The sequence below is a fragment of the Planosporangium thailandense genome (genome assembly GCF_011947195.1).
In the GTDB taxonomy this organism is placed as follows: Bacteria; Actinomycetota; Actinomycetes; order Mycobacteriales; family Micromonosporaceae; genus Planosporangium; species Planosporangium thailandense.
Genome location: NZ_JAATVY010000008.1, coordinates 90,800 through 108,952, shown reverse-complemented (window position 1 = coordinate 108,952; position 18,153 = coordinate 90,800). Strand labels below are relative to the sequence as shown.

The following is an 18,153-nucleotide window of genomic DNA, read 5'->3' as shown; positions in this document are numbered from 1 at the left end:
CGCCGTGAACAGCGGCAACGTTGGTGGTAGGCGGTGGTTATTGGTGGTCCCAAGTCGTCACATCACGGCCTGGAGACGGCCTGATCTTGGCCCACCGGCCGCACAGCTACCGCGTCCGGCCGTAAATCTCACAGCGACGAGGCTGTTGTCCGGAACGATCTACCGCCCAACACAGCAGGCCGAGCGTGAGCTGGACGGCTGCCGTCAGGTACCCGACACTGCTGACCCTTTGGGTAGGGAACACTCCCGATCGGCGATGCCACCTGGTCATCCAGTGAGGTCGACGGATTGAGAGAGGATGAGCTTTGTGGGGAATGGACAGGTACCAATTCCTGGCAGGCGCCATTGCCGCCCTTGCCCTGCTGGTTTCCCTATGTTCGCTGCTGGTCGCAATTCTGGCCTGGAAGTCGGGAGGACCAATGGTCCGTGTGGACGCGCTTATCTTCCGCTCCCAGGACGACTCCCTGTCACTCCAAGTCCAAGTTCACAACACGCGCAGAGGGGCCGCCTCGGTGCGAATCGAGAAAATTGTGTACTGGAGCCCAGCGTCCGGCATGATACCTAACGACAGTATGGTGCCCCGAACACTCAAACTTCAATGGAACGGCCCCGAATTCCCGCATCGCCTCGACGGCCACTCTTGGGGCGAATGGAAAGCAGATCTCGGTAACACCAAGCTTGAGTATCACCTGTGTCACAAATTCGGATCCGACGACCGGGCTTATGTATACACAAGGGTAGGAAGAAAGCACATCAGCACTCGTATACGTTATGTCGAACCAAAAATGGTGTTTGTCGAGAGAAGGCGCACCCGCTAGAGAAGGGAAGGCGGGCCTAGGCTCTGCGAGGGGACGAGGGACCGCAAGCTCTCAGAGTCGGAGACCTCCACCAACGAGAGGGCCGTGACCGCCGAACTACCCTCGACGATCGACATGAACAGATCAAGCCTGAGATAGTAAGGCGAGCTAATTGGCCTGTGTACCAACATCGGAGGCTTCGTGGCATCCAAGAAGAAGCGAATCCCGATACCCACAGAACTTGCCGCCGAGGTCCTGTTTCGGTCCGACCGCACGTGCTGCGTATGCCGCAAACCTGGTAAACCTGTCCAAATACACCACATAGACGATAACCCGGGAAATAACGACCCCAGGAATCTTAGCGTGCTCTGTTTCGACTGTCACCGCGAGACTCAGATTTCAGGCGGATTTGACAGAAAGTTGGACGCAGACCAGGGAACACTATATCGAAACGACTGGCACCAAATCGTTCTCGAAACACGGGCAAAGTCTGCCACGGCCAAGGAAGAATCCCTAGATTTACGCGTGGACCTGGAGTTGGTCACGTCGCTTGCGGAGATATACAGGGATGAAGAGAGCTACTGGCGACTTGCGATGCACTATGATGCGATCCAAAATATTGAACTTCGCGACAAGTACATCGATCTAGCACTCCAGCAGCAGGACACAGATGACGAGACCCACATCTTCCTCAGAGCAATGCAAGGACGCGCCGACCTGATTCCGCTCGACGTGATTAAACGAGAGCGCGAACGCCTTGCAGACAATCCGTTGCAACTCGCACGACTCCATAAGCACCTGGGAGAATATGGTGAGGCTGCCGCAGCCTACGTGCGGGGCGTGGTCGATAGGCTCTCAACAGGCAACACATTTGCCGCCGCCTTCTATCTCAAGGAGTTGTATAAAGACGGGCTGGTGGAAGAGCTATTCAAGCTCGCACTCAAGGATGCCATCCAGCGGAAAGACATCTACTGGCAATCGCGCGCACTCGAAGAACTCGGTTGGAGAAGCGAATTACGGGAACTACTACTGAAGCATGCAAGCGAGATTCGAGAGTCTGACGACCTATTCTTGCAGGAAAAGCTCGCATGGGCAGAGGACGATAGTCGCGCGTATGTTGACCTACACAAGGAGATTGCTCGCCGATACAGCGACGGTTAGGCCGGCATGGCAGCTGCCTAAACCGCCGGCGTGGTTGGTTCGAGCACCTCTACCTCATCCAGCCCCTGACACGGATACATACAACCGTGGCACCATAGCTGCGTGGTAGCTTCCGGCACTTTCCCGAACTGTCGAATAAGTTCGGCGTTATCCACACCTCTGCTGGTAATCCGCGCTAGAGGATCACGTGGGCGCTTGACGAGCGACACCTCTTGTAGAACAACATCCCGGACTCGGACCGTTGCGATTAGGCGGTAAGGCTCACCAAGAACGTGGTTACATTCACCTTCCTCGTAACATATGTTGCACGTTCCGTCTATGCGTTTTGCCAAGGTTTCATATTCCTCCCCAAGACTGTGGCAGCATTCTCCTGGATCGTCACCGCAAACGCTGCAGGCATACTTCACGACCATCCCTGGGCTATTCCCACGCGGAATATGCATGAGCTGCGTCGCACACTTTTCGCTCCATCCGTGCTCATCATGCACATAGAGGCATCCGAAGATTCCCCCCACGAGCTCACCAGCCCGATGCGCAAACAGGTGCGCCTCATCGAAAATCTCACCTAAACTGACGACGCCATCGACCATTTGGCCATCGGCATAATCGGCAACCAATTCGAACGTTGTCTGTCTCGGATAGTCAAAAGTGATGTCGCGGAGCCAGTGAAACGCCTCGACGGCTAGAGTCAGCGAGTCACGCGCAAACTCCTCCGCCTTCTCACTCTCTTTCCGGCAATAGAGCGCCCTCGCACGGTCAATGGCCCACCACCGCGGCCACTTCCCAACCGTATCCCGCCGCCGATCCGCAAGTTCGTCCCGAACCGAAAACCACTGACGCACCCGTTCTTTGCCTATACGTAGCGCATACTGTCGACACAATCCCTCATGGAGCGGGATGGGTTCCGGCAATGAGCGAATCCCTCTCGAAAGCAGCGGAGCCAGAATTAAAAGCGCCGTCCCGTATTTCACACGCGCGAGATTCAAAGCCTCTATGCCCTTGCCGAGGCAGTACCCCGTTCGCGCCGGCCCTACAGGTGGCGGCGGCGTACCGACACGTAAAATAAGGCCAGAAGTGCGTAATCCACTGCGTTCTGATGACTGCGGCGAGAGCCCCAACTTTAGTCCTCTTCGGATGAATTTCCGTCTTGGTCAACCTCATGCGCGTCGAGTTCCACGAGCTCTGGCGTGGCCGCGTGGCCAACCAAAGCCCGGACAGCCGCTTCTACATTCTCCGGACTTCCTTCGATTACCAGATTGTCAATACGAACCGCTCCATCGGCTTCCCGCTCATACCGAGCGAGACCGAGGCGCATCGGGACCGATTCAACGGGCCCAGAATGGTGTCCGACGCCGACAACATACTTCGCCCTCTCCCATAGGTATGCCCCTATACCTGTTGCGATATCTTGCGTCATGCCCTGCATGACAGCCACCGCTAGTTCGAGAACCCACTCAGCGGAGTACTCCTCCAGGTAGGTCCGGTCTTCTGCAGGAACCAAGTAAGCAGCATCCAGCCCTCCCTTTCGGGCTACCTGAACGGCAACCACATCATCCGCAAGGTAGTGCGTCGTCCCGCCTCGCGTTTGGGTTGGCAGAATGAGCACCTGGCGGCTAAGCGCTGTCGGATCCAAGTTCCGTAATCGCGCCTCGACATCACGAGGTAGCGGCTCGGTGGTCGGTGTGCCGTTCATCGGACCTTGCTTCACAACTCTGGCCTTTCTGCGTTTGCTTCGTCGAACCGTCCGGCGTTAGTAGATTCCTGCATGCGAGCGGAACGTGAGCGACTGTAGATACCAGAGAATCTTATGTTGCTGCCGCATCGACAGTCATGCCCTGCAACAAAAGTCCCCCCATCCCGTCCGCCGTCGACCCGCCTTTCAGGGAGCGGGCCGCCGCCCGGGCCGCCACGTCAAGCGGACCTCGACGTTCGTACGGACGCTGGCGGCCCGGGCGGTGGTCTGCTCGGCTCGCCCGGGTCGACGGTGGGCGGGATGGCTCCGCGCAACCACCCACGCACCGCGACGCGCGTACAGGATCTTCGCCATCCCGGGGCCGGAGATCCCCGCCGGAGGCAAAGAGCCCGACCACCGCAGACCGCTATCCCGCGCTACGGCGCGGCGCGGTCGGTCACGCCGCGCACCGGCTCGCCACCGGCCGGCTGCCGGCCCACCCAGATCAGCCGCCCTCGGTACTGTCCGTTGCTTCGGCGGCCCGCCATCTGTCCCCTATTCGCGCCAGCCGATGGGCACTGGGCCTGGCCGCCCGGCCACCCCCGGCCGGGCGGCCAGGACGCCCAATCGGCGGCGTGTGCGGCCCGTCCGGGCCGCCTTGAAGCTGTACAGGAACTGCTCCCAGCCCGGAAGCGGCTTCCGTGTCGTACTCCGCTTGATGCGTTACGTCGTGGCTTCACTTGATACGTGACACTCCGCTGAGTGCTGGTGGAGTTGACCGTGACAGAGCAGCGCTATCGCGCCGTGTTGGAGGTCGAGGCCGGGGTGCCGGTGACCGAGGTCGCCGAGCGGTTCGGCGTCTCGCGGCAGGCGGTGCATCGCTGGTTGGGCTGGTATCGCGACGAGGGCCTGGCCGGGCTGGCCGACCGGTCGCACCGCCCGCATGCGCATCCCGCGCAGACTCCGCCCGAGGTGGAGGCGGCGATCTGCGAGCTTCGCCGTAACCATCCGCGCTGGGGACAGCGGCGGCTGCATTACGAGCTGGGCCGTAATGGCTGTCCGGGCCCGATTCCGTCGGTGAGCACCATCTATCGGGTGCTGGTGCGCCACAGCCTGGTCGACGCGCTGCCCCGGCGCCGACGTCGTGAGGACTACCGCCGTTGGGAACGCTCGGCGCCGATGGAGCTGTGGCAGATGGACATCGTCGGCGGCGTCCTGCTCGCCGACGGCACCGAGGCCAAGGTCGTCACCGGCGTCGACGACCACTCCCGGTTCTGCGTCATCGCCACGGTGGTGGCCCGGGCCACCGGCCGCGCGGTCTGCCTGGCCCTGGTCGCCGCACTGCGCGCATACGGGATCCCGGAGGAGATCCTCACCGACAACGGCAAGCAGTTCACCGGCCGGTTCACCCGACCCCGCCCCGGCGAGGTGCTCTTCGAGCGGATCTGCCGCGAGAACGGCATCGTCGCCCGCAACACCAAGCCCCGGTCGCCGACGACCACCGGCAAGGTCGAGCGGTTCCACCAGACCCTGCAACGCGAACTGCTCGACGCCACGCCGGTCTGGCCCGACCTGGCCAGCGTGCAGGCCGCCATCGACACCTTCCGCCACGAGTACAACACCAACCGACCCCACCAGTCCCTGGACATGGCCTTCCCCGCCGACCGGTTCACCCCACGACCCGACCAGGCACCGCTGCCGCTGCGGCTACCGTCCTCCCTCGCCGCACCCCAGCTCGACCCGACGCCGCCGACCACGCCGCTGCGGTCCACCGCGCCGCTGGTGATGGCGGCCAACGGCCTGGAGCCGGTCAACCTGGCCGTCGAGGCCGAGCGGGTGGTGCCCGCCTCGGGCAACCTCGGCGTGGGCGGCCAGCAGTTCTGGCTCGGCCCGGCCCGCGCCGGTCAGACCATCACGCTGTGGGCCGACACGACCGTCGTCCACCTCATCGTCGACGGGGTGCGGCTCAAGACCGTGCCGTCCCGGCTGACCACCGCCCACCTGCGCCAGCTGCTGGTCGACGGTGCCCGACCGGCCGGCCCACCACCGCTGCCCACCGGGGCCCTGCGCCCCGGCGCGCCCATCGAGGTCGACCGGCTGGTCAACGCCACCGGCCTGATCGGCCTGGCCGGCCGCCAACACCCCGTCGGCTACCACTTCGCCGGCCGTCGGGTCACCGTCCGCCTCGCCGGCGCACTGATGCAGATCACCACCGACGGGCAGTTGCTCCGCAGCCTGCCCAACCCTCTGACCTCCACCGACATGGCGCGCATCCGCGACGCCCGCCCCGCCGGACCTGCGCCGCAACCGCCGTCGGACCCGCTACGGGTGCAGCGACGGATCAACTGCCGCGGCGCCCTGGTCGTGGCCGGCCAACGTATCCACGTCGGCATCCGCCACGCCGGCGCCACCGTCACCGTCGAAGCCGCCGACACCACCTTCCGCATCCACGACGGCGACCGGCTCATCACCGAAGTCGCTCGCACGACCACCAAGCCCATCGCTAGATTCAAGGTCCGCAAACCCGAGCCCCCACGCCGGGGCAGCTGAAACCGGAAGCCCCGTGCCATGAACCAGGTCGACATCAAGTACGTGGTCCTGTACCGAACCCCGCGATGCTGGCGCGTCTCCGTGTTCGAAGAGCCACCAGGCGGCATCGGGTGCGGAGAGCTGCCAGGCACCTCACCCGACGCGGCCGTCGAAATCGCACAACGGGACCTGCTGGAATACCTACGTCGGGAGTGGAACTTCACCGGGGAGCTGGCCTGGGAGCAGACCAAGCCGGACTGGTGGGCCGCCGAAGTCATCACCAACCCAAAACCATGATCGTCTAGCCGGAGCTGTCACGGATCATCTGACCGCGATCCGTAACGCATCAAGTGGAGCCCGACACGAAAGTAGCCTCCGGCAACCGGCCGGCCCCAAGCCAGCGTTGCGGCTAGCCGAGGTGGTCCCGGATGTTCTTGGCCTGCTTCCCGTTACTCCAGTGCATCCACATGACGGTGTCGAGAACTCGGACCGTCGATGTGCCTGGCCGGAGGGCGGACAGCCGCTGGCGGCGTTCCTCGCAGGTGAGGACCTCGCGGTAGGTGGTCCAGTAGGTCATCGACGCACAGTTCAGTTTCTTCGCGATAACGTTGTCGACGATTGGAATTAGGTCCGGGCGTTTCCTTGCCAACAACTTGCCAGCGATTGACTTCCCGACTCCGGGCACTTGTTTTGTGTTCAGTAGCTTCCACAGGGACTCCGCCCAGGCAAGGTGCACGTCTGTGGCCTCCCAGAGGGGGACGCCGAGCGGGATCGCCGCGAGGTGTTGCTGGATCTTGTCGTCTAGTTCACCACCCGGGAGTATCGTGCGTACGGCCGTGGGCCAGAACCGGACCTCAAGCAGCGTTACGGCAAGTAGGTCTGGGATGGTGATCACGTTCGGTTCGTTTGGTGCGAGCGCGAGGAACGTGTCTCCAGCAAAACCATTCGCTGGGTGATAGAAGGCCGCGACTAGCTTGGGCGTCTTGGGGTCTTTAAGTAGATCATCGATGACTTCGCCCACTCTTTCGGACTGTCCCTTCGGGGGTCCGGGTGGAGGTGGCGGGTCGAGATCGAGGGGTGTCCGTGAGGTCATCGCCGGATCATCCCGCGGTCCGGTTGTCGGGCGCCATGGATGGTGCTTGGTAGTCCTGAGGCGGGTGCGGCGTGAGCCGTCGCAGTCTTGCGCTCGACAGGTGGCCACGGTGAGGCGTTGCCAGTGCTGGTTGTCGTACTGGTCATCTAATTGACAACAGCTCGACGTCCGCGGACGACCTCGACCAGACCCTCGTCACGAAGCAGTGCGACCGCTCGCTGCGCCGTACCACTGCCTACTCTGTGCTGCGCTGCCAGCTCGACCACCGTGGGCAGGTGGTCGCAGGGCTTGAGCCGTCCCGACCTGATGTCGTCGCGCAGCGCCTCCGCGATCACCTCGTATGGGTTCGGCCCCGTCCGCCGCGGCGCTGTCGGCTCGGTCGGTCTGGCGGGCATCCGCGCCGACAGCGTCGCGGCCGCCCGCTGGTCCGACTCACTCAGCCAGGCCGCGTACACCTTCAGCGTCGTCGTACCGCCCCCGCCATGTCCGAGCCGCCCGGCGACCGTCCGCACGTCGACGCCCGCATTGATGAGCTCAGTCGCTGAGTAATGCCGCAGCGCATGAATAGTGGTGGAGATGCCGAGCCGCGCCGCGAGGCGCCCATACCGCTGCGTGACCGAGTCGGGCCGGAACGGCCGGCTGCCGTCCGGCTCGGGCGAGAACACGTAGGCGCCGGCGTCCAGATCCAGCCCGACTGAAGCCAGCCGCGACACCGCCCGCGCCCGGTGCTCCTGCAGCACCGTCATGGTCTCCGGATCGAGGGCCACGCGGCGCTGCTGGTGCGTCTTGGTGTCCTTCTCCTGCAACTCGCCGTCCTCGTCCATGTAGATGCTGCGTCGCAGGGTCAGAACGCCGGCGTCCAGGTCGACATGCTGCCACCGAAGCGCGCATAGCTCACCGCGGCGCGCCCCGGTCGTCATCGCCAGCCAGATCAGCGTTCCCCAGTCGGGATCGGCCCACGCCGCTTCCACGATCCGAGCCGCCTCGTCGAGCGACGGTGGGTGCGGATCCGGATGGGGGAGTGACGGCGGCGATGCCTGCGACGCCGGGTTGATGCCGAGCCAGCGCCAGCGCACCGCCCGCTCGAACGCCCCACTCAATATCCAGTGGAGCTGCCGCACCGTCGACGCGCTCAGCCCCCGGCACTTGTGCGGACGGCACTTGTCCGTGCACTCGTGCGAACCGGCCTTGCGGTGCTCGACGTACTTTCGTCCGCCGCACCGCTCGCCGCACTTGCGCAAACTGGCATAGAAGGATTCGAGCGTCTCCGGGTCGAGCTTCGTCAGCGGCAGCCGGCCGAGCACCGGCCGCACGTGCTTGTCCAGCTTCGACTTGTAGTTCACTCGCGTCGTCGCTTCGAGCTCGACGACATCCAGCCAACGGTCGAGCAACTGGTCGAGCGTCGCTCGGGTCCGCGGGTTGCGCCGCTCGTCGACCTGGCCAAGCAGCCGCGTCCGCACTCTCTCGGCTTCCCGCTCGGCCCCACGTCCTCCCGGAACCGTCTCCACGAGGTAGTGGCGCTTGCGAGTCACCGGGTCGGTGCCTGCGTACACCCTGACCCTGAGTGACCCACTGGGAAGGACTTCAATCTCGCCGCGGGTTCGCTTCCGTGCTGCCGCCGGGGGAGCCATGGAGCCAGGATACCGGCGACTAGCTCCACGATCGGCTCCACGAAGCCGGGCCGAAGATCAAGAAAAACGCCGTGAGCAGGGCGCGCCCGGCAGGATTCGAACCTGCGACCTTAGGATTAGAAGTCCTCTGCTCTATCCACTGAGCTACGAGCGCATGAACGACGCCACGCTGCGTCGCGGGAAAAGGCTACCGCCATACCACGCCTCTATGCGGGTCGAAAGGGCTGACGGTGGGTTGGATTTCCCACCATGTACGCAGGTGGTATGAGGCGCCCACGCTCGGTAACCAGAATTTCACCATAAACCAGACAAGTGGGATCGTCCCGACCTGGCTGTACGGACGATGCCGAACGGGACTCCCGACAACTACGGTGCACCCGTGCACGTGACGAGTACCACATTCCTTCCGCTTCTCGCTCGTGCGGAGGACGACCCGTACGGTGACCCCGCGGCACCGGTACTCGACGAATTTGCCGCCGAGCTGGCCGTCGCGTACTCATTCGGGCCGCCGTACGGCCAGCGCTTCGTCAGCTGGCTCGACCTCGATCGACTCGGGCTGTCCCGGCGGGTGCTGAAGTCCCGCGCCACCGAGAACCTCGGCACGATGGTGGGCAGCGTACGCGTACACGGGGAGTCGCCGACCCTGATGCTGTCGTTCGACGGTATCGAGTCGAGCCTGCTGCTGGTCGATCTCCTCTGGCAGCAGCTCGCGGGCTCGGTTCAGGGCGAGCTGGTCGTCGGGGTGCCGGCCCGCGACGTCGTCGTGGTGACCGGCTCACAGTCGTCGCAGGGCCTTGACAAGGCGAGGCGCGCGGTCGAACGCGTCTTCTTCGCTGGCGACCAGCACCTGCTGACCCAGCAGCTGCTGGTGCGCCGCGACGGTGGCTGGGAGATCTTCAAGCCGTGAAGTACGCGTCCATCCAGCGGCCCAGCTCGTCGAAGAGCTGCTTACGGGACGGCTCGGCCGACAGCGTCAGGTCGTGCAGGCCGCCCTCGACACGTACGAGAGTTGTACGCCTGCCGAGCGCCGGCGTCCACCGGGCCATGTGGTCGACGTCGAGCACCGAGTCCGCCGCGCGAGCCGCCTCGCCCCACCGGGCCCGCTTGTAGCTCGCGGTGGACGAGGCCACGATGATCGGCGCCTGGATGTCGAGGCCGACGTGCAGCCGCTTCTGCGCCACCAGGATCGCGCGTAGCCAGCCGGCGTAGACCGGAAAGCCCGGCAACGGCTTCCACTCGAGCTTGTACTCCCATTCGCCGTACCGGTCACGGTGGATGCTGCTGCCGTACACGTCGTTGAGGCCGACCGGCATCTTGTAGTACGGCTGGGTCCGGCCCTTTCGCAACGCTATGGGCGTCATGGCGAGCTTGATGTGCCGGGGCACGTTCATGTCGAAGAACGGGCTGTTGAAGAACATGGCGTCGACCGCGCCGGTGCCGCGCCGGTCGTGGGCCCACAGCGCGGTGATGAGGCAGCCGGTGGAGTGCCCGGTCACGAGAAGTCGGTCGTGGCCGTCCTCGGCGCGGATGACGCGGGCCGCCTCGTCGAGCTCCGGGTAGTACTCGCTCAGATCGCGGCAGAAGTTCGGCGTCTGGTGGGGGAGCAGACTACGACCGTACTTCCGCAGGTCCAACGCGTAGAAGTTGATGCCCCGGGACGTGTAGAAGTCGGCCAGGTGCGACTGGAAGAAGTAGTCGGAAAACCCGTGCACGTACAGCACCGCACGCCCGTCGGGCTGCTCGGCGTGGCGGCGTACGAGGGTCGCCGTCACCGGCCCTTCGTCATCGGTGCCGAGGTCGATCGTGTGTCGCTCGTACGGCATGCCCAGCAGGTCGGTCTCCACGCCACGCAGGTTACCGCCGAGTCAACTAAATGGCTGCCCCGTAGCACACCCTCGTTGTGTGCGCTGCCCCATCCACAGGCACCCTTGCCATCCACAGGTTCAGGTGTACGGGCTGCCGCGCGCCCCCGCGCTGGCGCAGGCTGTGCCGCGAGTCGACTCACACAGCAGACCACGGCATGGGGAGAAGCGATGTTTGACACGACCGTGACGATTGTCGGCAACGCGCTGAACGCGCCGGAACTCCGGCGTACGACTGGAACGAACACGCTCGTCGCCAGTTTCCGGGTGGCGTCCACGTCACGCCGCTATGACAAGGACAATGGTCGCTGGATCGATGGGCCGAGCCTGCGGGTGCGCGTCACCTGCTGGCGGCGTCTCGCCGAAGGGGTGGCCCAATCCATCGTCACCGGCGACCCGCTGGTGGTGACCGGCCGGATGTACACCCGGGACTGGATCGGCGACGACGGCCAGCCGCGCGTGTCCTACGAACTCGAGGCGATCGCCGTGGGACACGACCTGTCGCGAGGCTTCGCGAAGTTCGTCCGGCACCGCGCGGCCGGCCTGGTCAGCGCGGTGGAGGACGCCGAGTCCGACGCCCGCATCGCGGGTGAGCCGACCGTGTCGGTGAGCTCGCCGGGCTCCGAGCACGGCTCCGAGCACGGCTCCGAGCACGGCTCCGAGCACGGCTCCGAGCACGGCACCGAGCATGGCGCCGTGCCGCAATCCGAGTCGCAGCCCGAGCCGCGCCCCGAGGAGATCTCCTTCGGTCCGGGCCCGGCGGATTCCTTCGGTGATTTCGACCTGCCGACCAGGGACACCGAGAACGGGGACCTCGCGGGTGCTGCGCCGGTCGAGGACGACGCCATGAACGCGCTCCGCGAGGCCGGGCTCGGCGGCGTAGCGGACGCCGGGGAGGCCGAGGCGCAGCCCGAGACTGGCGAAACAGGCACCGGGACCGAGCGGGATCGGCCCGCAGGACGGCGCAGCCGGTCCAGGGTGCCGGTTCCGGCCTGATCGTCGACGCAACGGGGGCGGCCGAGATCGTTCCGATCGACGGTCTCGGCCGGCGTCCGACGGGAAGGCGCGGCGTCCGTCGGGAAGGTGCGGTGTCCGACGGGAAGACCCGGCGTCCATCGGGAAGGTGCGGTGTCCGTCGGGAAGACGCGGCGTCCGGCGGGAAGGTGCGGCGTCCGACGGGAATACCTGACGCCCGACGGGAAGGCGAGGAGACCGGCACTGGCGCCACCGCCCGACCCGACCGTGTCCCGCCGTTCGTCGCTACGCTGCACGGGTGTCTCGGAAGATCGCCGTCGCCACCGGGGCCGGACTGCTCGCCGGCGCTCTGCTCGATGCCGCCCTGGGGGACCCCCGGCGGTGGCATCCGATCGCAGGGTACGGGCGGGTCGCCGGCGCCCTCGAACGGTGCATGTACGCGCCGACCACGCAGGCGGGCGCGCGGTACGTGGCGGTCGCCGCCGGCGTGCCCACCGCGGCGGCGGTGGCGGCCAGCCTCGCCACCCGACGCCGCCCGGTGCTCCGTGCGGCCCTCGTGGCCGCCACGACGTGGACCGTGCTCGGCTCGACCTCGCTACGACGGGAGGGAACGGTGATGGCTTCGGCTCTCGGCAGCGGTGACCTCGCCGCCGCCCGCAACCGGTTGCCGCACCTGTGCGGGCGCGACCCGTCGGCGCTCGACGGGTCCGAGCTGTCCCGGGCCACGGTGGAATCGGTCGCGGAGAACACCTCCGACGCCGCCGTCGGGGCGCTCTTCTGGGGAGCGGTTGCCGGCCTGCCCGGGCTCGTCGGATACCGCGCCGTCAACACCCTCGACGCCATGGTGGGGCACCGGTCGAGTCGGTACGCCCGGTTCGGCACCGCGGCGGCGCGCCTCGACGACGTGGCCAACCTGGTTCCCGCCCGCATCACGGCCGCGTTCACGGTGGCCGCGGCGCCGCTGGTCGGCGGCAGCCCGCTGCGGGCGCTGTGGACCTGGGCGCGCGATGGGCGCCGGCACCCGAGCCCCAACTCCGGACAGTGTGAGGCTGCGATGGCCGGGGCATTGGGCGTACGGCTCGGCGGGCGCAACGTCTACGCCGGTCGGGTAGAGGATCGGCCGGTGCTCGGCCGGTCCGGTCGCGCGCCGCAGGTCGGTGACATCCATCGGGCGGTACGGCTCTCCGGGCTGGTGACCGCCGCCGCGACCGGGCTCGCGGTGCTCGCCACCGCCGCGCGAGCCCGCAGATCTTGGACACCTAGGCGACCTATAGCCGGCACAAGTGTCCAAGATCGCCGAGGAGGACGGCGATGAGTGGAGGACTGCTCGTCGCCGGTACGACCTCGGACGCGGGCAAGAGCCTGGTGACCGCGGGGCTCTGCCGGTGGCTGGTGCGCCGTGGGGTCCGGGTCGCCCCGTTCAAGGCACAGAACATGTCCAACAACTCGGCGGTCGTGGTCGACGACGCCGGTCGGGGCGGCGAGATCGGCCGGGCGCAGGCGATGCAGGCCGCCGCGTGCCGGGTGGCGCCGAGCGTGCGGTTCAATCCGGTACTGCTCAAGCCCGGCTCCGACCGCAGCAGCCAGGTCGTGCTGCTCGGCCGGGCGGTCGGGCAGGTCGACGCGATGACCTACCGGGAGTTCCGCGGAAAGCTTCGACAGACAGTGTTCGATACCCTTGCTGAGCTGCGGGCCGAGTACGACGTCGTGATCTGCGAAGGGGCCGGCAGCCCGACCGAGATCAACCTGCGGGCCGGCGACTTCGTCAACATGGGCCTGGCACGGGCCGCCGGCCTACCCACGATCGTCGTCGGCGACATCGACCGGGGCGGCGTGTTCGCCGCGCTGTACGGCACGCTGGCCCTACTGTCGGCCGAAGACCAGGCGCTGCTGGCCGGGTTCGTGGTCAACAAGTTCCGCGGCGATCCGGCGCTGCTCCAGCCCGGCCTGGACGACCTGCGCCGGCTGACCGGTCGACCGGTCTACGGCGTGCTGCCCTGGAGCAACGACCTGTGGCTGGATGGCGAGGACTCGCTGGCGTACGGCCGTACCCTCGGCCGTCCGAGCCAACCCCTTGGCACGGAGTGGCTGACGGTCGCCGTGGTCCGGCTGCCCCGCATCTCCAACGCCACCGACGCGGAGGCGCTCGCTGCCGAGCCGGGCGTACGGGTCCGCATCACCACGGAGCCGGCCGACCTGGCCGACGCCGACCTGGTCATCCTGCCCGGCAGTAAATCCACTGTGGAGGACCTTGCCTGGCTGCGGGAGACCGGTCTGGCCGAGGCCGTCACCGCCCACGCGAAGGCCGGCAAGCCGCTGCTGGGCATCTGCGGCGGGTACCAGATGCTCGCCGAGCGCATCCACGACGAGGTCGAGAGCCGGCGCGGCACCGTCGCCGGGCTCGGGCTGCTGCCGATCGAGGTGGCGTTCGCCCCCGAGAAGACGCTCCGCCGCCCCGAGGGCGCGGCCCTCGGCGCCGGGGTGCGTGGCTACGAGATCCACCACGGGTACGTGTCCCGCAGCGCCGATGTCACGCCGCTCATCAGGACCGCCGACGGCACCGGCGAAGGCGCCCACAGCGGCAACATCTTCGGTACGCACTGGCACGGCGCCTTCGAAGCCGACGACTTCCGCCGCGCGTTCCTGGCCGAAGCCGCCCGGCTGGCGGGCCGGCACGGCTTCCGGGGCGCGCCAGACACCGACTTCGCCGGCCTTCGTGAACGGGGCCTTGACCTGCTCGGCGACCTGGTCGAGGAGCACCTCGACACCGGTGCGTTGTGGCGGCTCATCGAAGCCGGGCCGCCGGCCGGTTTGCGTTTCGTTCCGCCTGGGACGGGTGATTCAGGACCGGCGTAGCTCGATCACATAGTTGTCGCTGACCAGGCGCAGGGTGTTGCCGGTACACGTGTAGCGGTCCGTCGGCGGGTTGACGCCGGCGGGTCCGCGGTAGAGCGCCAGACCGTTGACCTTCCAGGTGAACACCGCGTCGGACCGGGGATTCGTGTACACGATCGTGCCGACTTCGGTGTGGAACTCGAACCTCTCCGTACCGGAGAAGACCGCCTCCAAGGTGTCGCCCCGCGCAGTGCCGGAAAGCGCGACTCCGTCGCCGTAGTCGACCATCAGCGTCCCGTCGGCCCCGAACCGTCGGATCGTCCCTGTCCCGACGAGCGTCACCGCGCCGTACGGCTGCGGATGCGCCTCCTCCCGGTGGGAGACCTCGACCCACGTACCGATCACGCACGGATCCGACCCGGACACCGGACCAGGAGACGGTGACGGCGGCCGCGACGCCGACGTCGACGGCTGCGCCGACACCTGCGCCGGCCGCAAACCTCCAACCGGACCCGCCACGAGCGTCGCCACGAGCACCAGTTCCAGAAGCACCGCGGCGAGCGCGATGACCGGTCGGGACCGGGCGCGACGCCAGCGTACGAGCGGCCGGCCGGCCACGGCGTAGGCGACCACGCTGACTGCGACCCCGGCCAGCAGCGCGGCGATCGCCCCCTCGACGACGATGCGACGAAGAAGGTTCAGGACGTACCCGGTATCGAACTGCCACGGACACGCGGCGGACCGGAGTCGGAACGTGGGGATACAGCCGCCGAGGCAGATGACGCCGATCATCGCGGCCGTGGACACCACGGCGGTACAGAACGCGGCGAACTGGCCGAGCACCAGACCCAGCGGCCGGACCGGGGCCGCGACAACGCCACCGACGACCGCCTGTGCCAGTACCGCCACGGCAGTGGCGGACCAGTAGTAGTACGACGAGAAGGCAGCGGAGCCGGCCAGGTCCGGGGCGAAGCGGTGTAGCAGCGCCCTGGCGGTGACCAGCACGGCCGCCACCGCCGCGCCGCCGATGACACCCGCCGTCAGCGCCCACCGGAGCCGAAGGACAGGGCGAGCAGACGCACCGGCCGGCCGTCGCAGCCAGGCCGCGAGCGGATACAGCCACGCCACCATTACCACCGGGACGGCCAGGGGCCGCCCGAGGAAGATGCTCAGCGGCGGGTAGAAGGTGGTCAACGCCGCGAAGCCCGGTCCCTCCCAGACCGAAATCCCCAGCCGCGCGGCGTCCGCTGCCCCGAGGTGGTACAGGCGACCGACGAGGTAGGGCGCGCTGCGGACTTCCGACCAGATGCCGTACCAGACGGCGAACGGCACGGCGGTGACGAGCGTGGAGGCGAGCCAGCCCCGGCGAGCGGTGTGACCGCGCAGGACCGGTAGCCAGCAGCGCGCCGCCGCCGACACGAGGCCTGCCTGACAGAGCATCCCCGCGGCCAGCAGCAGGGAGCCGGCGACGGCCGCGTCGAGGCTGAACCCGCCTACCCGGGGGACGTCGGCGTACGGCAGCCAGCCGGTGGAGACCGCACTGCCGAACACTCCCCAGACGAAGGGGCCGAGCGGGGTCGCGAGCAGGTCGCCGCAGAGCCAACCGAGGCCGAAGCCCAGGGCCGCCGGCACCACCGAGAGCCGATGGTGTGGTGCGGACGCGACCGCGGCACGCCAGGCGGCAGCGGCCAGCAGCCCGGTGGCCACGGGCGCGACGAGCCAACTGGAGACCCGATCGGCCGGATCCCCGGTGTGCGGGAGCGCCAGATAGGCGTACGAGGTGAGAGCGTCGGCCGCGATCGCGGTGGTCAGTCCGGCGCCGAACAGCTCTGCGAAGCACGGTCGCACCACTAGCAGCGGGTCGTCGATCGCCCGTAACCGGACGAGGCGGAGGGGGTGTGCCGCGATCCGGGCCCGCCACCGGGCCTCCCCGGCGGCCTTCGACAGGATCCGGCGCAGGGCGCCGGCGGCGTGCGCGGCGGCCCGCGCGTCGGCGTACAGCTCACGGCTGCGCAGCACCGCGTTACGACTGAGGTACACCACAGCCGCGAATGCCACCGTCCGGCCGCCGTCGACGAGCAGCCCGCTGCCGTAACCGGGCCACGACCACGGCGCGGCCCACGGATCGGTCAGGATCGGCGGATCGAGCAGCACCACCACGAGCGGCACCATCGCTACGGCGATGAACGCGCGCCACAGCGCCACCGCGGCGTACGCGAGGTCGACGTCGCGGTTACGGATGTGCGCCAGTTCGTGCAGCACCACCGCGCGGAACGTGGCCGGCTCGGTGGACAGCACAGGTACCAGGCCCGCGTTGAGCCGTACGGTGTACCGGCCGAGCCGACCGAAGGCCAGCCCGCCCGGCGTGCCCGCCGCCGCGTCGATGACGAAGATCGGGGTGCGTCGCAGCCCGGCCGTCGCGACCAGCGCCGTAAGTTCCGCGTACAGGTCGGGGAAGTCCTCGCGGGTGACCGGGATCAGGCGGCCCCGCCGCCGGGTCCACCAGGGGGCCAGCAGGTACAGCACCGCTGCGACCACGAGCAGGACGCCGAGGCCGGCCAACGCCCACATCGCCTCCGCGTGCTCGAACGGGGCGACGCACCGGCTGTGGTCGCGCAGCGACTGCTCGGTCGCGGCGGTGTAGCTGTCGACGTCGACCACTGCCGTCGGGGTGTGTGCCCAGAGCACCTCGGCGCAGCGGGTGTATGTCTCGGCGCCGCGCCGCGCATTCGCCGGCACCGTCGTGTACAGCACGTTGAACGCGAAGGTGGCCGTACCGAGCACCGCGGCGATAAGCGACGCGAAGCGCAGCGTAGTCCCGGAGACCAGCGAGAACAGGGGGCCCGCCACGACCTTTGCCGTCTCGTCCGTGGACTCCACGGCCTTCAACGTAGTGTGGTCGCGGCACGTGTCGGCGACGTCGTCGCGATGGCGACAAACGGTGGAAGGGGGCGAGCGTTCCGTGTGTATCGAGCGCTTCGCCGACCTCGCGGCCCAGGTCGTCAAGAGTCCGGCGAAGCTGGGCCCGGTCCGGCTCGTCGCCGTCGACGGACCGTCCGGCGCCGGGAAGACGATGTTCGCTGCTGGTCTCACCCGGGTGCTCCGGGCGAATGGGGCGGCGACCGTCGAGATCCACACCGACGACCTGCTCGACGGCTGGGACGACATGGTCGGCTTCTGGCCGCGCTTCGACCGCGACGTGCTTGAAAAGCTGCGGAAAGGGCAGCCCGGAGAGTACCGCCGTTACGACTGGCACGCGGCCCGGTTCGCGGAGCGGATCCGGGTACCCGTGCCGGAGGTCCTCGTCGTCGAAGGGGTGACCAGCGCGCGGGCGGTGATCCGTCCGGAGCTGACGCTCTCGGTGTTCATCACCGCGCCCCGGCACCTGCGGCTGGCGCGGGGCCTCGAACGCGACGGCGCACACCTGGAGCCGCACCTGGTGCGGTGGTTCGCCGAGGAAGAGGGCCATTTCGCCGCCGACCGTACGGCCGATCACGTCGATCTGTTGGTCGATGGTGCGCCGGATGTACCGCTTGACCCGGGGGAGCAGTATTTACGGCGGACCGCCGCAGGAGGACGATCCGGGGAACGGTGACGC

General features: G+C 67.5%; 14 protein-coding genes and 1 tRNA gene. 8 read left to right on the top strand and 7 right to left on the bottom strand.

Going from position 1 to position 18,153, the window contains the following annotated elements; translation table 11 throughout:
• Nucleotides 1–1,160 precede the first annotated feature (1,160 nt).
• Nucleotides 1,161–1,958, top strand: coding sequence for a hypothetical protein (locus HC031_RS14045; protein WP_205862719.1), 798 nt, complete (start codon nt 1,161–1,163; stop codon nt 1,956–1,958).
• A 17-nt stretch (nt 1,959–1,975) separates the two neighbouring features.
• Here the strand turns inward: HC031_RS14045 and HC031_RS14040 are convergent, their stop codons facing one another.
• The gene (locus HC031_RS14040; protein WP_167925729.1) at nt 1,976–2,929 is read right to left on the bottom strand and encodes a hypothetical protein; all 954 of its coding nucleotides are present in this window, start codon (nt 2,927–2,929) and stop codon (nt 1,976–1,978) included.
• Between the two features lie 149 nt (nt 2,930–3,078).
• Nucleotides 3,079–3,507, bottom strand: coding sequence for a hypothetical protein (locus HC031_RS14035; protein WP_205862718.1), 429 nt, complete (start codon nt 3,505–3,507; stop codon nt 3,079–3,081).
• 885 nt (nt 3,508–4,392) lie between these two features.
• On the opposite strand from HC031_RS14035, the gene HC031_RS14030 reads away from it, so the two are divergent.
• Nucleotides 4,393–6,180 (top strand): IS481 family transposase, encoded by a 1,788-nt coding sequence (locus HC031_RS14030; protein ID WP_167925727.1) that lies wholly within the window; start codon nt 4,393–4,395, stop codon nt 6,178–6,180.
• A gap of 18 nt (nt 6,181–6,198) precedes the next feature.
• Nucleotides 6,199–6,456 carry a hypothetical protein gene (locus HC031_RS14025; protein WP_167925726.1) on the top strand — a complete coding sequence of 86 codons (258 nt, stop codon included), beginning with the start codon at nt 6,199–6,201 and terminating at the stop codon, nt 6,454–6,456.
• A 112-nt stretch (nt 6,457–6,568) separates the two neighbouring features.
• Here HC031_RS14025 and HC031_RS14020 read toward each other — a convergent pair whose 3' ends face one another.
• The 3 genes from HC031_RS14020 to HC031_RS14010 all read right to left on the bottom strand — a co-directional run bounded on the left by HC031_RS14020 (nt 6,569) and on the right by HC031_RS14010 (nt 9,037).
• On the bottom strand, nt 6,569–7,180 hold the full coding sequence (locus HC031_RS14020) for a DUF6308 family protein (protein WP_167925725.1): 612 nt from the start codon (nt 7,178–7,180) through the stop codon (nt 6,569–6,571).
• 218 nt (nt 7,181–7,398) lie between these two features.
• Nucleotides 7,399–8,883 carry a tyrosine-type recombinase/integrase gene (locus HC031_RS14015; RefSeq protein WP_167925724.1) on the bottom strand — a complete coding sequence of 495 codons (1,485 nt, stop codon included), beginning with the start codon at nt 8,881–8,883 and terminating at the stop codon, nt 7,399–7,401.
• Between the two features lie 81 nt (nt 8,884–8,964).
• A tRNA-Arg gene (locus HC031_RS14010) sits at nt 8,965–9,037 on the bottom strand.
• A gap of 225 nt (nt 9,038–9,262) precedes the next feature.
• Here HC031_RS14010 and HC031_RS14005 point away from each other — a divergent pair.
• Entirely contained in the window at nt 9,263–9,790 is a 528-nt protein-coding gene (locus HC031_RS14005) for a DUF1444 family protein (RefSeq protein WP_167925723.1), read from the top strand.
• On the opposite strand, the gene HC031_RS14000 is transcribed toward HC031_RS14005, so the two are convergent.
• Entirely contained in the window at nt 9,780–10,727 is a 948-nt protein-coding gene (locus HC031_RS14000; RefSeq protein ID WP_338090650.1) for an alpha/beta hydrolase, read from the bottom strand. The genes HC031_RS14005 and HC031_RS14000 overlap by 11 nt on opposite strands.
• Before the next feature lie 189 nt (nt 10,728–10,916).
• On the opposite strand from HC031_RS14000, the gene HC031_RS13995 reads away from it, so the two are divergent.
• The 3 genes from HC031_RS13995 to HC031_RS13985 all read left to right on the top strand — a co-directional run bounded on the left by HC031_RS13995 (nt 10,917) and on the right by HC031_RS13985 (nt 14,576).
• The gene (locus tag HC031_RS13995; RefSeq protein ID WP_167925722.1) at nt 10,917–11,741 is read left to right on the top strand and encodes a single-stranded DNA-binding protein; all 825 of its coding nucleotides are present in this window, start codon (nt 10,917–10,919) and stop codon (nt 11,739–11,741) included.
• A 289-nt stretch (nt 11,742–12,030) separates the two neighbouring features.
• Nucleotides 12,031–13,035: a cobalamin biosynthesis protein gene (locus tag HC031_RS13990; protein ID WP_167925846.1), complete on the top strand. Its 1,005-nt coding sequence runs from the start codon at nt 12,031–12,033 to the stop codon at nt 13,033–13,035.
• The gene (locus tag HC031_RS13985) at nt 13,032–14,576 is read left to right on the top strand and encodes a cobyric acid synthase (protein ID WP_167925721.1); all 1,545 of its coding nucleotides are present in this window, start codon (nt 13,032–13,034) and stop codon (nt 14,574–14,576) included. The genes HC031_RS13990 and HC031_RS13985 overlap by 4 nt, the downstream gene beginning before the upstream one ends.
• Here HC031_RS13985 and HC031_RS13980 read toward each other — a convergent pair.
• Nucleotides 14,562–17,435 carry a M48 family metalloprotease gene (locus tag HC031_RS13980; RefSeq protein ID WP_167925720.1) on the bottom strand — a complete coding sequence of 958 codons (2,874 nt, stop codon included), beginning with the start codon at nt 17,433–17,435 and terminating at the stop codon, nt 14,562–14,564. The two genes, HC031_RS13985 and HC031_RS13980, sit on opposite strands and share 15 nt — an antisense overlap.
• Before the next feature lie 82 nt (nt 17,436–17,517).
• On the opposite strand from HC031_RS13980, the gene HC031_RS13975 reads away from it, so the two are divergent.
• On the top strand, nt 17,518–18,150 hold the full coding sequence (locus HC031_RS13975) for a hypothetical protein (RefSeq protein WP_205862717.1): 633 nt from the start codon (nt 17,518–17,520) through the stop codon (nt 18,148–18,150).
• The last annotated feature ends 3 nt before the right edge of the window (nt 18,151–18,153 follow it).

What these genes read in the sequence shown, in the direction of transcription:
- HC031_RS14025 (WP_167925726.1), top strand. Translation starts at nt 6,199, where the DNA reads ATGAACCAGGTCGACATCAAGTACGTGGTCCTGTACCGAACCCCGCGA.
- HC031_RS14015 (WP_167925724.1), bottom strand. Translation starts at nt 8,883, where the DNA reads ATGGCTCCCCCGGCGGCAGCACGGAAGCGAACCCGCGGCGAGATTGAA.
- HC031_RS13995 (WP_167925722.1), top strand. Translation starts at nt 10,917, where the DNA reads ATGTTTGACACGACCGTGACGATTGTCGGCAACGCGCTGAACGCGCCG.
- HC031_RS13985 (WP_167925721.1), top strand. Translation starts at nt 13,032, where the DNA reads ATGAGTGGAGGACTGCTCGTCGCCGGTACGACCTCGGACGCGGGCAAG.